The sequence below is a fragment of the Pseudopontixanthobacter vadosimaris genome (assembly GCF_012979275.1).
GTDB lineage: Bacteria > Pseudomonadota > Alphaproteobacteria > Sphingomonadales > Sphingomonadaceae > Pseudopontixanthobacter > Pseudopontixanthobacter vadosimaris.
Genome location: NZ_JABASZ010000025.1, coordinates 57,039 through 72,138, shown reverse-complemented (window position 1 = coordinate 72,138; position 15,100 = coordinate 57,039). Strand labels below are relative to the sequence as shown.

The 15,100-nt window shown below is 63.0% G+C and carries 12 protein-coding genes; 9 read left to right on the top strand and 3 right to left on the bottom strand.

Annotation, left to right across the window (positions count from 1 at the left end):
• Positions 1-35: 35 nt before the first annotated feature.
• Positions 36-599, bottom strand: a complete 564-nt coding sequence (locus tag HG250_RS05530) for an acyloxyacyl hydrolase (RefSeq protein ID WP_170003496.1) — start codon at positions 597-599, stop codon at positions 36-38.
• A 135-nt stretch (positions 600-734) separates the two neighbouring features.
• On the opposite strand from HG250_RS05530, the gene HG250_RS05525 reads away from it, so the two are divergent.
• From HG250_RS05525 to HG250_RS05495, 7 genes are all read left to right on the top strand, one after another.
• A complete protein-coding gene (locus tag HG250_RS05525; protein WP_170003932.1) occupies positions 735-2,129 on the top strand; it encodes an MATE family efflux transporter in 1,395 nt (464 codons plus the stop codon).
• 137 nt (positions 2,130-2,266) lie between these two features.
• Positions 2,267-2,554 (top strand): co-chaperone GroES, encoded by a 288-nt coding sequence (groES, locus tag HG250_RS05520; RefSeq protein WP_170003494.1) that lies wholly within the window; start codon positions 2,267-2,269, stop codon positions 2,552-2,554.
• A 58-nt stretch (positions 2,555-2,612) separates the two neighbouring features.
• On the top strand, positions 2,613-4,271 hold the full coding sequence (gene groL, locus HG250_RS05515) for a chaperonin GroEL (RefSeq protein WP_170003492.1): 1,659 nt from the start codon (positions 2,613-2,615) through the stop codon (positions 4,269-4,271).
• A gap of 143 nt (positions 4,272-4,414) precedes the next feature.
• Complete coding sequence (locus HG250_RS05510) at positions 4,415-5,353, top strand: transglutaminase family protein (RefSeq protein ID WP_170003490.1); 939 nt, start codon at positions 4,415-4,417, stop codon at positions 5,351-5,353.
• Positions 5,347-6,216: a transglutaminase-like domain-containing protein gene (locus tag HG250_RS05505; protein WP_170003488.1), complete on the top strand. Its 870-nt coding sequence runs from the start codon at positions 5,347-5,349 to the stop codon at positions 6,214-6,216. The genes HG250_RS05510 and HG250_RS05505 overlap by 7 nt, the downstream gene beginning before the upstream one ends.
• A 76-nt stretch (positions 6,217-6,292) precedes the next feature.
• The gene (locus HG250_RS05500) at positions 6,293-6,700 is read left to right on the top strand and encodes a baeRF12 domain-containing protein (protein ID WP_170003486.1); all 408 of its coding nucleotides are present in this window, start codon (positions 6,293-6,295) and stop codon (positions 6,698-6,700) included.
• Between the two features lie 165 nt (positions 6,701-6,865).
• Positions 6,866-7,885, top strand: coding sequence for a serine hydrolase (locus HG250_RS05495; protein WP_420821311.1), 1,020 nt, complete (start codon positions 6,866-6,868; stop codon positions 7,883-7,885).
• A 110-nt stretch (positions 7,886-7,995) separates the two neighbouring features.
• Here the strand turns inward: HG250_RS05495 and HG250_RS05490 are convergent, their stop codons facing one another.
• Positions 7,996-8,268 (bottom strand): hypothetical protein, encoded by a 273-nt coding sequence (locus HG250_RS05490; RefSeq protein ID WP_170003482.1) that lies wholly within the window; start codon positions 8,266-8,268, stop codon positions 7,996-7,998.
• 223 nt (positions 8,269-8,491) lie between these two features.
• On the opposite strand from HG250_RS05490, the gene polA reads away from it, so the two are divergent.
• Both polA and HG250_RS05480 read left to right on the top strand, forming a co-directional pair.
• Entirely contained in the window at positions 8,492-11,341 is a 2,850-nt protein-coding gene (polA, locus tag HG250_RS05485; RefSeq protein ID WP_170003480.1) for a DNA polymerase I, read from the top strand.
• 191 nt (positions 11,342-11,532) lie between these two features.
• Positions 11,533-12,666, top strand: coding sequence for a CHASE3 domain-containing protein (locus HG250_RS05480; protein WP_170003478.1), 1,134 nt, complete (start codon positions 11,533-11,535; stop codon positions 12,664-12,666).
• 52 nt (positions 12,667-12,718) lie between these two features.
• Here HG250_RS05480 and HG250_RS05475 read toward each other — a convergent pair whose 3' ends face one another.
• Positions 12,719-15,031: a CDC48 family AAA ATPase gene (locus HG250_RS05475; RefSeq protein ID WP_170003476.1), complete on the bottom strand. Its 2,313-nt coding sequence runs from the start codon at positions 15,029-15,031 to the stop codon at positions 12,719-12,721.
• Positions 15,032-15,100: the final 69 nt, after the last annotated feature.

The window sequence follows — 15,100 nt, the reverse complement described above, 5'->3', positions numbered from 1 at the left end:
ACGCCGGAGCATAGGCAGGAAAGCTACTGCCATATTCAGAGCGCGTAGTTCAGGCGGATACCGATAGTGTCGATGCCGGGATTCTGCTGCGAATTGAACAATTGCGCGTTGCTGATATGCACCCAGCTCGCCTCCACGCTCCAGCGACCGGACAGGGCCGTTCCCACGGCAATCTCGGGCTCGAACAGGATGCGGCTGCCGAGATCCGTGCGGAATTCATTGTTGCGATCGACACGGAAGCCGGGCGCATCGTGGATGACGACGCCGATGCCCGGCCGGACATAGACCGGGCCAGCCGCGATCTTCCAGCTGAGGCCGCCACCTGCGAAATTCGTGTCGCCGTCGCTGTTCAGCGAAGCGAAGACATAGGGCTGCGGCCTGCCGATGAAATGCAGGGTCTCCAGCCTGTCGAAGCGGTATCCGGCCTGAAGATCGACGCCTCCTTCCTCCGTATCGAAGGTGAACGGCGTTTCGACAGCATGGGCATAGACCCCGCCGTAGACCTCGCCGGCAGCAGCGGGCACCGCAGGGATGAACGATCCAGAAATCGCGATCACCGCGAAAGAGCGCAGGCCGGAGGTTCGGATAGGTCGCAACACGGCAGATACTCCGGAGAATGGCAGGCGTTTATGGCAATGCCTTATGAAACGCGGTGCAGGTCACCGCAAGCCGAGGCGATTGCCCCCGCGCGGCAGTCACCCTATCGCGCGCTGGCGATGAACGAAACCGCATTCATGACACCCACCCGTGCGACCAGACCGGCGCCCGGCCCGTGGCGCCGCGAATTTCGCGCGACCTTGCGGCTGGCGTGGCCGCTTGCCGCCGCGAACCTGCTGCAGGTGCTGGTCCATGCCGTGGATGTCATCTTCGTCGCGCGGCTCGGCGAACAGGCACTCGCCGCAAGCAGCCTCGCCATCGCCATCTTCGGTCTTCTGCTCTGGGCATTGTCCGGCCTGACGGGCGCCGTCGCGCCGCTGATCGCCGCGGAACTGGGGCGGCGCCGCCATGCCGTGCGCGAGGTCCGCCGCAGCGTGCGCATGGGACTGTGGCTGGCGATGGGTGCGGGCCTGCTCGGCATGGCGGCGTGTTCGCAGGCCGAACGGCTGATGCTGTGGACGGGGCAGGATCCCGTGATCTCGGCAATGGCAGGATCGTTCATGGACATCATCATGTGGGCCATGCTGCCGATGATCGTGTCCAACGTGCTGCGGATTTTCGTCTCCACGCTCGACCGGCCGATCTTTGCCACGCTCATCATCGCGGTCGCCATCGGCGTCAGCGTCATCGCCAATTACGCTTTCGTCTTCGGCAATCTGGGCGCACCCGCGCTGGGGCTGGAGGGTTCCGCCCTCGCCAGCGTGGTGACCTCGGTCTTCATCCTGCTGTCCTATATCATGGCGATCCACATGGACCGGCGCCTATCCCGGTACCGGATCTTCGGAAACTGGTGGCGCCACGAATGGAGCCGCCTGCGCGAGATTGCGCGGATCGGCACACCCATCGCGCTCACCATTCTGGCGGAAGCCGGGCTGTTTTCCGGCGCTGCCTTCCTGATGGGGCGGATCGGTCCATCGGAACTGGCAGGCCACACGATCGCACTGCAGATCGCCAGCCTGGCCTTCCAGATACCCTTTGGCATCGGCCAGGCCGCGACCATTCGCGTCGGTTATCATTTCGGCGCGCGTGATGCCGGCGGTATCCGCCGGGCCGGATGGGTGGCGATGGGTATCGCCGTCGTGTTCAGCGGCGTGACCGCCTCGATCATGCTGTTCGCGCCCCATTTCGTCCTGTCGCTCTATGTCGATCCCGGGTTGCCCAGGAACGCCGCGCTGGTGGGTTTCGCGGTGCAATATCTGCTGTGGGCGGCGATTTTCCAGCTGGTCGACGCGGCGCAGGCGGTGGCAGCGGGCAATCTGCGCGGTTTGCAGGATACCCGGGTGCCGATGGTCATCGCCGTGCTCAGCTATTGGGCGGCGGGCTATTCGGTCGCGATCTGGCTGGGCCTGTCCACCCCGCTGGAGGGCACCGGCGTCTGGATCGGCCTGGCCACCGGCCTGGCCATCGCGGCCGTGTTCCTGACCCTGCGGTGGAGCCGCCGCAAGGCACTGGGGCTGCTGCCGCAGGACTGAAATGGCCCGGCGCTAAAAATCTTGGCCCTGCCCTGTTGACGCCCATGTAGGTCGCAACCATATGCGCCCTGTTGGCACTCTCCATGCGGGAGTGCCAAAGTCCCTTATCATCCAATCAAGCAAGGAAGGTCAACGATATGGCATTTCGCCCTCTGCACGACCGGGTTCTGGTCCGTCGCATCGAAGCTGACGAAAAGACCGCCGGTGGCATCATCATCCCCGACAGCGCCAAGGAAAAGCCCAGCGAAGGCGAAATCGTCTCCGTCGGTTCGGGCGCGAAGGCCGAAGACGGCACGGTCACGCCGCTGGACGTGAAGGCGGGCGACCGTGTCCTGTTCGGCAAATGGTCGGGCACCGAGGTCAAGCTGGACGGCGAAGACCTGCTGATCATGAAGGAAAGCGACATCATGGGGATCATGGGCTGAAGCTCATCATCCGCTGACTGCACTTCCCCAGACTTATTCAATTTCAGGAGAAACAATCATGGCTGCCAAGGACGTGAAATTCTCGCGCGAAGCGCGCGAGGGCATCCTCAAGGGCGTCGACACGCTCGCCAATGCCGTCAAGGTAACGCTCGGCCCCAAGGGGCGTAATGTCGTCATCGACAAGAGCTTCGGCGCACCCCGCATCACCAAGGACGGCGTCACCGTCGCCAAGGAAATCGAACTGAAGGACAAGTTCGAGAACATGGGCGCGCAGATGCTGCGCGAAGTCGCCAGCAAGACCAACGATCTTGCAGGTGACGGCACCACCACCGCCACGGTTCTGGCTCAGGCCATCGTGCGCGAAGGCATGAAGTCGGTCGCCGCCGGCATGAACCCGATGGATCTGAAGCGCGGCATCGACCAGGCGGTGACCCGCGTCGTCGAAGACCTCAAGAACCGCTCCAAGGATGTTGCCGGTTCCAGCGAGATTTCGCAGGTCGGCGTCATTTCCGCCAATGGCGATCGTGAAGTCGGCGAAAAGATCGCCGAAGCCATGGAAAAGGTCGGCAAGGAAGGCGTCATCACCGTGGAAGAGGCCAAGGGTCTCGAATTCGAACTCGATGTCGTCGAGGGCATGCAGTTCGACCGCGGCTATCTGTCGCCTTACTTCATCACCAATCCCGACAAGATGACGGTGGAACTGGAAAATCCCTACATCCTGATCCACGAGAAGAAGCTGTCGAACCTGCAGGCCATGCTGCCCGTGCTGGAAGCAGCCGTGCAGAGCGGCCGTCCGCTGCTGATCATTGCCGAAGACATCGAAGGCGAAGCGCTGGCGACCCTGGTCGTCAACAAGCTGCGCGGCGGCCTGAAGGTCGCGGCCGTCAAGGCGCCCGGTTTCGGCGATCGCCGCAAGGCCATGCTGCAGGACATCGCGATCCTGACGCAGGGCGAGATGATTTCCGAAGATCTCGGCATCAAGCTCGAAAACGTCACGCTCGGCATGCTCGGCGAAGCCAAGCGCGTCACCATCGACAAGGACAACACCACGATCGTGGATGGCGCCGGTCCGGCCGACGACATCAAGTCGCGCGTGAATGAAATCCGTGCCCAGATCGATGCGACCAGCAGCGATTACGACAAGGAAAAGCTGCAGGAACGCCTGGCGAAGCTTGCCGGCGGCGTCGCCGTCATCAAGGTCGGCGGTGCTTCCGAAGTCGAGGTCAAGGAACGCAAGGACCGCGTCGACGATGCGCTCCACGCAACCCGCGCCGCAGTCGAGGAAGGCATCGTCCCCGGCGGCGGTACCGCGCTGCTATATGCCTCCAAGGTTCTGGACGGCATGAAGGGCGACAATGACGACCAGACCCGCGGTATCGATATCGTTCGCCGTGCGATCCTGTCGCCGATCCGCCAGATCGCGGAAAATGCGGGTCACGACGGTGCCGTCATTTCGGGCAATCTCCTGCGCGAAAATGACGAGACGCAGGGCTTCAACGCCGCGACCGACACCTATGAAAACCTGGTCAAGGCCGGCGTGATCGACCCCACGAAGGTCGTTCGCACCGCCCTGCAGGACGCGGCCTCGGTCGCTGGCCTGCTGATCACCACCGAAGCAGCCATCAGCGATGCACCGGAAGACAAGAATTCCGGCGGCGGCGGCGGCATGCCCGACATGGGCGGCATGGGCGGCATGGGCGGAGGAATGGGCTTCTAAGCTCGACCCTTCCGATCACGACCAGCAATATGGGCCCGGTGGAGCGATCCACCGGGCCCTTTTCGTGCTGCAGCAATGAATTGGCATCTTCGGACCTTTTACCCTCCGCAGGGGTTGATTGGGCGGAGGACCTTGCCCAGCCGATGCCGACCGTCTCGATCGACCATGTGACCCGCTATCGCTATCGCCGCGATGTCGCTTTCGGCGAACACCGGATCCTGGTGCGCCCGCGCGAAAGTTACGACCAGCGATTGCTCAGCGCTTCGCTGGATATCGACCCGGCCCCTTCTTCCCTGCGCTGGCTGCAGGACGTCTTCGGCAATGCCGTGGCGATCGCTTGTTTCGACCGGCGCGCCGCCGCGCTGGAGATACGCGGTCATGCGGAGGTCGATCACCGGCCGACCGCTCCTGCCGCCATTGCGGTGGAACCCTATGCCGCGCATTATCCCTTCACCTATTCTGCGGAGGACATGCCCGATCTGCTGCGGTCCATCGAACGCAAATATCCCGATCAGGACCGCGTGCTCGACAGTTGGGCACGGTCGTTCATCTCGGCAGATCTCGGGGCCGATACGCTGGACCTGCTGACGCGTATGACCCGCAGCATCAGGGCCGATTTCGATTATAACCGGCGGGAGGACAAGGGCATTCAGCCGCCGCTGACCACTCTCAAGACACGCAGCGGGACCTGCCGCGACTACGCCGTCCTGATGATGGAGGCAGTGCGGGCGCTGGGCTTTGCCGCGCGTTTCGTGTCAGGTTACCTCTACCAACCGAGCAAGGCGGACGCGCGGATCGGCGGCCATTCCACCCATGCATGGCTGCGCGTCTTCCTGCCCGGCTCCGGCTGGATCGAATTCGATCCGACCAACGGCATCGTCGGCAACCAGGGGCTGGTCCGCGTTGCCGTGGCGCGCGACCCCGTGCAGGCCACGCCCCTGTCGGGCACCTGGCGCGGCGTTCGCGGCAGCCAGATCGACATGGATGTCGAGGTGGAGATCCAGCACCTTCCCGCGGCATCGCAAAACGACCCTGCCGCCGAAATCGGAGGCCAGACTGCCAGAAAGACCGCTCCATGCTGATACGCACCGGCTTCGACATCCGGTTTGAAACCGATTCTCCTGTACCGATGCTTGCCCTGCTGCATGTCCGGCCCGAACGGCAGAAGGATCTGCGCACGCCCGAAGTGCTTCAGACCGACCCGCCGGTTCCGCACCGCAATTTCATCGACCATTTCGGCAATGTCGCCACGCGCCTCGTCGTACCCCAGGGCGGTGTGACCCTGCGCAGCGATTTCGTGATAGAGGATCCCGGCACACCCGACATCGTCAACCCCGCAGCGAAGCAGCAGAATATCGAGGATCTCCCGGACGCGGTTCTGCCGTTCCTGCTGGCAAGCCGCTATTGCGAAGTCACGAAGCTGGCGGACGAGGCATGGGCCATAGCAGGGCAGGCCGAACCCGGCTGGGCCCGCGTCCAGGCCCTGGTGGACGCGGCGCACGAGCGCATCCAGTTCGACTATTTAAAAGCCAGCACCGATCATACCGCCCGGTCGGCCTATGACGAAGGCTTCGGAGTCTGCCGCGATTTCGCGCATCTGGCGATCACTCTGTGCCGCGCGGCGAATATCCCGGCGCGCTACTGCACCGGCTATCTGGGCGATATCGGTATCGACCCCATCGATGCGCCGATGGATTTCTCCGCCTGGTTCGAAGCGTGGCTGGATGGCCGCTGGTACACTTTCGATGCGCGGCACAATACGCCGCGCATCGCACGGATCGTCATGGCGCGGGGGCGGGACGCCACGGACACTGCCCTGACGACGGCATTCGGCTCGGCCCGGCTCGTCCGCTTCGAGGTGCATACCGACGAAGTCGCAGGTACCGACCTGACCCGCCCGCCACCCGAAACCGCCCTCCCCCAATTCGCCAGGGGCGCCGCCTGACCCGCCGCCGTTCCGGCACCTATTGCCGGGCCGTTTGTTAGAATCGCAACATCAATCGAAACGGAGATCCGAATTTATGAAATTGCCGCACAAGGCCCATGTCGCAATCGTCGATGGCGAACGTTTCATCGTGATGCGCAATCACGGACAACCCTTCGAACCCAAATTGCAGCAGGAAGCCAAACCCTCGCTCGAAGTCACCAATTTCAGCGCCGGCGTCAAACATCAGGACGAATCGAGCCAGCAGACCGGAGCAACCGATCTGAACGAGCTGGCGCATGGTGCGGCAGCAGCCGAATGGCTGAATGCCAGGGCAATCGCCGGCGATATCGACGATCTTCTCGTGATTGCGGACCCCAAGACCCTGGGTGAAATGCGCCGGCATTATCATGTCGAACTGAAGAACCGGCTGCGCGGAGAAATCGCCAAGACCATGACCGGTGAAACCACGGATCGTATCGAGAAGGCGATCAGCGCCGAATAATCGTTCTGCAACCGCAGGATCGCGGCTGGCTGGCGCAGGCAGAAATTTCATCCCGAGGAGGGAACATTCTGCCGCGCCAGCCCTGTGCGTGCCACATTGCCGGGGTAGCATTTGCAGCTGTTAAGGAAATGCAAAGCATGAGGGCGTTAGGGCAAGCACATGAAAATGAACATATTCAGCAACATTCTCGGCGCGGTGGCCCTGGGCGCTGCCTCCCTGACCGGGGTTTCGGCGGCACATGCGCAGGAACGCGCCGCCTCGATGAACCTGGAGGCGATGTTCGATAACACGCTGGGCACGGAACAGCGCGCCCCGCAGGATTTCACGGCGGGGTATGATTCGCCCTTTGCGCGGCGAATCGCGACGATCGCCGATGGGCAAAACGGCCGAATCGGCGTGGCCGCTCTCGATCTGGCGTCGGGCCAGCAGATCTCGATCCTGGGCGATCAGAGCTTTCCGATGGCCAGCACCAGCAAGATCGCGATTGCGGCCACCTTCATGGAAGGGGTGGAGCAAGGCCGCTGGTCTTTAAGCAGCCGCTTCCCGCTGATGATACCGGTGCGCTCGCCTGCATTCTCCAGCCGCGTCGCCCCGGTGACTCGCGGGCAAAGCATGGCGGCTTCGGAATTGATCGAGATCATGATTACGCGCAGCAGCAATCCGGCAACCGATGCCCTTCTGGCGGCGGTTGGCGGGCCGGAAAAGGTCAACGACTGGGCGCGCAGGGCCGGGCTCGAAGGCTTCAACCTTACCCGTGATATTGCCACGCTGGTGCGTGACGATGGCGAAATCGATCCGGCCAAGGCTGTCGACATTCGCGACAGCGCGACACCGGCGACGATGACCAGATTGCTGGCGGGACTATATCAGGGCCGCTGGCTCAACGCATCCAGCCGCCGCGTCATTCTGGGTGCGATGGAGCGTTGCCGCACGGGCAAGCGCCGCATTCCGGCACTGCTCCCGGCTTCGGCGCAGGTAAAGCACAAGACCGGATCGCTGAACAACACGTCCAGCGATATCGGCATCATCCACACGCCTGACGGGCGGGCCATCGCACTTGCCATCTATGTTACCGGCCAGGGATCGCGTCCTGCACGCGAAAGCAAGATTGCACAGATCGCGCGGGCGCTTTACGACGGCTATGCCACCTCGGACGGGCGGAACTGGGCAAGCGCAACATATTGAGAATCAATTATGTCTTTCGCCGCGCGCGCAGGCGCGGCGAATGCGGGGCATAATAAAAGGGGCGGTGCTGATGGCACCGCCCCTTCGTATTTTCAGACGAGTTCGAACGATCAGTCCATCTGCGCTTCGGCAGTGGTTTCGTTCTGCAGGTCGCCTTCGACTTCAGCAGCGGCGGTGTCGAGGTCCGCAGCAGCGTCTTCGGTTTCCATGACAGCTTCATTGCCGAGAGCTTCGGTTTCATTGCCCAGAGCTTCGACATTGGCTTCAGTGTCGGCCATTGCATTTTCAGCTGTCAGTTCAGCGGATTCTTCCGTGCCTTCCGAACAAGCGGAGAGCGACAGAGCGGCACCGGCAGCAGCAGCGGCGAGGATGATCTTACGCATAGAAAAAGTCCTTGATAGCAAGAGCCACTCACTGGAGCGGCGCTGGCGAAACCCGAAAGCAGGCCTCGTAATGTTCAAATAATGGCGAGTTTGTGGCAGCGCAAGGGCAAATCTTGTATCCTGTCACATTTCGCCTTAATTTGCGTTTCAAGCTCCGTGACGCCCCACGTGAACCGCGCAAATGCCGCTGGATTGCGGCCCTGCCCCTGCTAGAAGTGCTGGAATGGCGGACAAGCAGCATCTCTATCTGGTCGACGGGTCGGCCTATATCTTTCGCGCATATCACCGGCTGCCGCCGCTGACCAATCCGCATGGCACGCCCGTCGGTGCGGTATATGGCTACACCACGATGCTGTGGAAGCTGGCCGAAGATCTCGACAAGGCTTCGGGACCGACCCATCTGGCGGTTATCCTCGACAAGGGCAGCACGTCGTTCCGCAACGACATCTATCCCGATTACAAGGCGCACCGGCCGCCGCCGCCGGAAGATCTGGTGCCGCAATTTCCGGCGATCCGCGATGCGACCCGCGCCTTCAGCCTCGCCTGTATCGAGGAAGACGGCCTCGAAGCCGACGATATCATCGCCTCCTACGCTCGCGAAGCGACGCGGCAGGGATGGGACGTTACCATCGTGTCCTCGGACAAGGACCTGATGCAGTTGGTCGGCAAATGCGGCAGTGGCGGCGGTTGCATCGACATGCTCGACACGATGAAGAACCAGCGCATCGGCCCGGAAGAGGTCGAGGAAAAATTCGGTGTCGTGCCCGAACTGGTCGGCGACGTGCTCGCTCTGATGGGCGATTCGGTCGACAACGTACCCGGCATTTTCGGGATCGGCCCGAAAACGGCGACCAGGCTGATTCAGGAACATGGCAATCTGACAGGCGCGCTCGATGCCGCACCGGGCATGAAGCCTTCGAAGCTGAAGGAGCGCCTGCTGGAAGGCCGCGACATGGCGGAATTGAGCCGGGTTCTCGTCACGCTGAAGGAAGATTGCGACCTGCCCGTCCCGCTGGAGGAATTTGCGCTCGATGGCGTTCCGCGCGGTCCGCTGGCGGAATTCCTCGAAACGCACGGCTTCTTCAGCCTGCTGAAACGCCTCGATGCAGGGTCGGGCAGCCCCGGCAGGCGAACCGATCTCGATCCGGCGAAACGCACCACGAAAATCAAAGGTAGCGAGGCAGGTGCCAGCCAGCCAATGCCGGAAATGCCGGCGGTCGACCGGTCTGCCTATGTCTGCGTGCAGGATATGGAGGCGCTGCAAGACTGGATTGCGCGCGCCTTCGCCGCTCGGGAAGTGGCGATCGATACCGAAACCAGTGCGCTGAATGCGATGGAGGCCGAACTTACCGGAATCAGCATGGCGCTGGGGCCGAACGATGCCTGCTACATACCGCTCGGCCATGGCGGCACGGATCTCCTGTCCGACCGTCCGCAGCAGATCGACAAGGCCGCGGCGCTGGCTGCGCTCGAACCGCTGCTGACCGGCGATGCGGTGCTGAAGATCGGCCAGAACATCAAATATGACATCAACATCCTTGCCCGGAACGGCATTGTCATTGGTCCGGTCGAGGATACGATGATCGCAAGTTTTGCTCTCGATGCCGGTCGCTCGCTCGACGGGATCGGCGGCGGGCACGGCATGGACGAACTGGCGCAGCGCCACCTTGGCCATACAACGCTTACCTTCAAGGATATCTGCGGCAGCGGCAAGAAAGCGATCCCCTTCGGCGAAGTGCCGCTGGACAAGGCCACCGAATATGCCGCGGAGGATGCCGATGTCACGCTACGCCTGTATCGCACCCTGAAACCGCGTCTGGCGACCGAGGGCGGAACGCGCATCTATGAAAGAATCGACCGCCCGCTGATCCCCGTGGTCGCCGGGATGGAGCGCGAGGGCATCAAGGTCGATCGCGCGCGGCTGGCCGGGCTGTCCGAAGAATTTGCAGCCGAACTGGCGAAGCTGGAGAAGCAGATCCACGAGATCGCAGGCCAGGAATTCACCATCGGCAGCCCCAAGCAACTGGGCGAGATCCTGTTCGACAAATTGGGCTACAAGGGCGGGCGGAAAGGCAAGAGCGGCCAGTATTCCACCGATCAGGCGATGCTGGAAAAGCTGGCGGCGCAGGGCGCCGAAATGCCGGGAAAGGTGCTCGAATGGCGGCAGCTCGCAAAGTTGAAATCAACTTATACCGATGCGCTGCAGGCCGCGATCAACCCGCAGACGGGGCGTGTCCATACCTCGTATTCGCTGGTCGGCGCGCAGACCGGCCGCCTGTCCTCGACGGACCCCAATTTGCAGAACATTCCTATCCGCACCGAAATCGGACGGCAGATCCGCGATGCCTTCGTCGCCGAACCCGGGCATATCCTGCTGGCGGCGGATTATTCGCAGATCGAACTGCGGCTCGCGGCGCATATGGCCGATGTTCCCGCACTGAAGGAAGCCTTCGCCAGCGGGCAGGACATCCATGCCCGCACGGCCGAAGAGATGTTCGGCGAAGTCACCCGCGACACAAGGGCACAGGCGAAGACGATCAATTTCGCCATACTTTACGGCATTTCAAGGTGGGGGCTGGCGGGCCGGCTGGAGGTGGAGCCGGACGAGGCGCAGGCGATGATCGACCGCTATTTCGAACGCTTTCCGGGAATACAGCGCTATATCGTCCGCACGCTCGAACAGGTGCGCGAGACAGGCTATTCCGAAACGCTGTTCGGCCGGAAGACGTGGTTTCCGCGCATCTCGTCCAAGAATCCGAACGAGCGTGCCGGGTCGGAACGGGCCGCAGTCAATGCCCCGATCCAGGGCACCAGTGCCGATATCATCAAGCGCGCGATGGTGCGGATGATGCCCGCCTTGCGCGATGCCGGGCTGGCGCGGAAGGATGGCGGCATCAGGATGCTGTTGCAGGTTCACGACGAACTGGTGTTCGAGGTGCCGGAAGGCGACGCCGAAGCAGCGCGGCCGGTCATCGAACGAGTGATGGCCGAAGCCGCCCTGCCCGCCATTACACTCGACGTGCCGCTCGGCATCGACATCGGTACGGGCACGAGCTGGGGGGAGGCACACTGAGCGCAGAGCGGGCCGCAGCCGGCGCCTCCGGTGACGGCGCGATCGCCGATACGCCCCCGGCGACGGGACGGCTGCTGAACCGGGCGCGCACCGTCAATATCGCGCTGTTTGCCATCATTGCGGCATCCCTGCTTGTCAGCCTTTATTTCGTTTTCCAGACCATCGATGCCGAACGCAGGGAACGGCAGCAGGTGCGCGATACGGCAAGCGTCCTGACCGAGCTCAACATCCTCAACCGGGCTGTCCTGAACGCCGAAACCGGGCAGCGCGGATATATGATCACGCTCGATGAACGTTACCTTCAGCCCTATTATTCCGGACGGGAGCGGTATCGGCCATCGCTCGAACGCCTGCGGGCCAGGATCAGCACGGATGCAACGCCGCGCCAGATGGCGCTGATGGACGAGATAGAAAGCCTTTCCGAAACCCGTTTCGCTGAACTGGAGGACGTGGTTCAGCTACTGAAGCAGCGAGACCTGATGGAGGCTCGGAGACGCGTTCTTTCGGATGAAGGGCAGGAGGCGATGAGCCGCCTTCGCAGCTCGTTCCGCGAAATCGAGGATATCGAGAACTACCTCCTGGCGGAGGCGATCACCGAAACTGCCCGCTTCGAGGGCCGCGTACTGCAGATGCTGGCTGCGCTGCTGGTCGTGATGGTCGTCGCCATTGCTTTCGGCTATATGCTCATCACCCGCAACATACGCGCCGAAACGGAGGCCGCGCAGGCCGCCGCGCTGGGCCAGGCGCGCGATCGGGCGGATTTGCTGGCGAAGGAACTGAATCACCGGGTCAAGAACCTGTTCGCGGTGATCCTGGCCATCGTGCAGATGAGCGGTCGCGACCGGCCCGAAGCGAAGGAGGTCGTCGAACGGATCGGCGAACGCGTTCGTGCCCTGCTCAAAGCGCATGAGGTGACGCAGGGAACGCTTGAAAGGCCCGTGGCGTCGCTGGAGGCGCTGATCGAAACGACGCTGGCCCCGTATCGTTCTACCCGGCATCCCGCCCGCCTTGAAGGGCCGGAAATCACCCTGGCTGCTCAGCAGGTGACACCGCTTGGACTCGTGCTGCATGAATTGACGACCAACGCCGTCAAATATGGCTGTTGGTCTCGTGGCGGCCATCTGGAGGTGCTCTGGTCGGGTCAGGGGCAGGATCTCGTCCTCGAATGGCGGGAATACTGCGCCGGTGAGGATGAGGAACCCGCAAGGCAGGGTTTTGGCAGCATGCTGATGACCAGTGCCGCGCGGCAGCTGCGCGGGACCATCGATCGTCAGTTCACGAAAGAGGGCGTCAGGGTCACGATCATTTTCCCGCTGGCGGATTGAGCAGGCCGGAGAGAAGGGCGGAGCCGCAGCCCCGCCCTCCAATCAGATAGCGTCATGAACCGCCGTGCTTACGGTCACGTGTCGATTCGACCATGCCTTCGTGCAGGAAGCCGATGGGCATCGCCTCGGCAGCGCGCTTCTTCAGCTCGCCGCGCATCTTCTTGTATTCCTGCTCCATCCTTTCGGTAACGGTCGCACGCGAATCGCCAAGCGCCTCGGTAAAGTCGGCGTCGGTCACCTGCTGCACCTCGTTCCCCGCACGGCGCAGGGCGTTCAGGCCGGCGCGGCGGACCACATCCTCCAGATCGGCGCCCGTGAACCGCTCGGTTTCTCCGGCGATCCGCGACAGGTCGACATCATCCGCCAGCGGCATGTTCGCCGCATGAATCTTCAGGATACGCTCACGGCCGCCGCGATCGGGCGTTCCGACATAGATCAGTTCATCGAAGCGGCCCGGACGCAGCAGCGCAGGATCGACCAGCGTGGGGCGGTTGGTGGCGCCGATGACGATGACCGACTGCAATTCCTCCAGCCCGTCCATTTCGGCAAGGATGGTGTTCACCACGCGGCCCGTGACCTGCGAATCGCCCGCACCGGAGCCGCGGGCAGGCACCAGGCTGTCGATTTCGTCGATAAAGACGACGCAGGGGCTGACCGATCGGGCGCGGGCGAACATGCGGGCGATCTGTTGTTCGCTCTCGCCATACCATTTCGACAAGAGATCGCTGCTCTTCATCGAAATGAAATTGGCTTCGGCCTCCTTGGCCACCGCTTTCGCCAGCAGGGTCTTGCCGGTACCCGGCGGGCCGTAGAGCAGAAAGCCCTTGGCCGGGCGGATGCCCAGCCGTTCGAAGGCATCGGGATGCTTCAGAGGCAGTTCTATGCCTTCCTTCAGCTTTTCCGTTGCCTCTGCCAGCCCGCCGACATCGTCCCAGCCGACGTTGGGCACCTGCACCATGACCTCGCGCATGGCGGATGGCTGCACCCGCCTCAATGCGCTGAGGAAATCCTCGCGCGTCACCTGCAGATCCTCCAGCACCTCGGGCGGGATGGTCCGTTCATCGAGGTCGAGGCGCGGCATGATACGGCGCACGGCATCGATCGCCGCCTCACGCGCCAGAGCGGCGAGATCGGCGCCGACGAAGCCGTGCGTGGTGCGCGATAGCTCCTTCAGATCGACCTTGTCGCCCAGCGGCATGCCGCGGGTGTGGATCGCCAGAATTTCACGCCTTCCGGTCTCGTCCGGCACGCCGATCACGATTTCCCGGTCAAAGCGGCCCGGCCGGCGCAGGGCCTCGTCGATGGCATCGGGACGGTTGGTGGCGGCGATGACCACCAGGTTGGAGCGCGCCTCCAGCCCGTCCATCAGGGTTAGCAATTGCGCGACGAGGCGCTTCTCGGCTTCGCCCGGAACCTGGTTGCGCTTGGGCGCGATGGAATCGATCTCGTCGATGAAGACGATGGCGGGCGAGGATTTTGCCGCTTCCTCGAAAACCTCGCGCAGACGCTTCTCACTTTCGCCATAGCCCGATCCCATGATCTCCGGGCCGTTGATGATGAAGAAGGCGGCATCGCTTTCATTGGCGACCGCCTGCGCCAGCCGCGTCTTGCCGGTTCCTGGCGGGCCGTGCAGCAACACGCCCTTGGGCGGGTCGACCCCGAGGCGGGTGAACAGTTCGGGATAGCGCAGCGGCAATTCCACCATTTCTCGCAATTGCTGGATGGTGTCGGACATGCCGCCGACATCGTCGTAATTGACGATCGCACGGCCGCCCTGCGGCTCCTCGAATTCCGCGCGCAGTTCCACCTCGGTATTCTCGTCTATATGGACGATGCCCTTGGGACTGGTGGAAACCACCGTCAGGCGAATCTGGGTGAGCGAATAGGCCGGCGTGTTGAACATGCGGCGCACTTCGGGCGGCATGTTCTGCACCGGCTGCTGACCGGTCGTCGCTACCAGGTCGCCCGCCACCAGCGGCTTGCGGAAAAAATTGCGCTTCAGCGCCTGGGTCGGACCCTGCAGGCGCATCTCGCGCTGTGCGGGCGCGAAGACGACGCGCGTTGCGGGACGCGATTCGGCCACGGCCACGTGGACATGCTCGCCCGACCCGGTTTCCGCATTGCCGCGCTGCAACCCGTCGAGGCGGATGACATCCAGCGCCTGATCCTCGTCATAGGCGGACATGGCGATGGCGGCCGTGGTCCGCTTGCCGGTGATTTCGACCACGTCGCCTTCGGTGATGCCTAGCGACTGGAATGCCGATCGCGGCATGCGGGCGATGCCCTGCCCGCTTTCCTCCTGCCGGGCGGCTGCCACCTGCAGCCGTGCCGTCTTCCTGTCCGCCCCTATATCCGCATCAGCCATCCGCAAGCCCTTCATCGTCGTGAGTGTTCGATCGCACAGGCCTAGCTAGTAAGCGCTGCGTCTAGTTGC

Bases quoted from the DNA above. Each gene is read 5' to 3' on its own strand.
- HG250_RS05490 (WP_170003482.1), bottom strand. From the start codon at position 8,268: ATGCGTAAGATCATCCTCGCCGCTGCTGCTGCCGGTGCCGCTCTGTCG.
- HG250_RS05500 (WP_170003486.1), top strand. From the start codon at position 6,293: ATGAAATTGCCGCACAAGGCCCATGTCGCAATCGTCGATGGCGAACGT.
- polA (WP_170003480.1), top strand. From the start codon at position 8,492: ATGGCGGACAAGCAGCATCTCTATCTGGTCGACGGGTCGGCCTATATC.
- groL (WP_170003492.1), top strand. From the start codon at position 2,613: ATGGCTGCCAAGGACGTGAAATTCTCGCGCGAAGCGCGCGAGGGCATC.
- groES (WP_170003494.1), top strand. From the start codon at position 2,267: ATGGCATTTCGCCCTCTGCACGACCGGGTTCTGGTCCGTCGCATCGAA.
- HG250_RS05475 (WP_170003476.1), bottom strand. From the start codon at position 15,031: ATGGCTGATGCGGATATAGGGGCGGACAGGAAGACGGCACGGCTGCAG.
- HG250_RS05525 (WP_170003932.1), top strand. From the start codon at position 735: ATGACACCCACCCGTGCGACCAGACCGGCGCCCGGCCCGTGGCGCCGC.
- HG250_RS05495 (WP_420821311.1), top strand. From the start codon at position 6,866: ATGAACATATTCAGCAACATTCTCGGCGCGGTGGCCCTGGGCGCTGCC.
- HG250_RS05510 (WP_170003490.1), top strand. From the start codon at position 4,415: ATGCCGACCGTCTCGATCGACCATGTGACCCGCTATCGCTATCGCCGC.
- HG250_RS05505 (WP_170003488.1), top strand. From the start codon at position 5,347: ATGCTGATACGCACCGGCTTCGACATCCGGTTTGAAACCGATTCTCCT.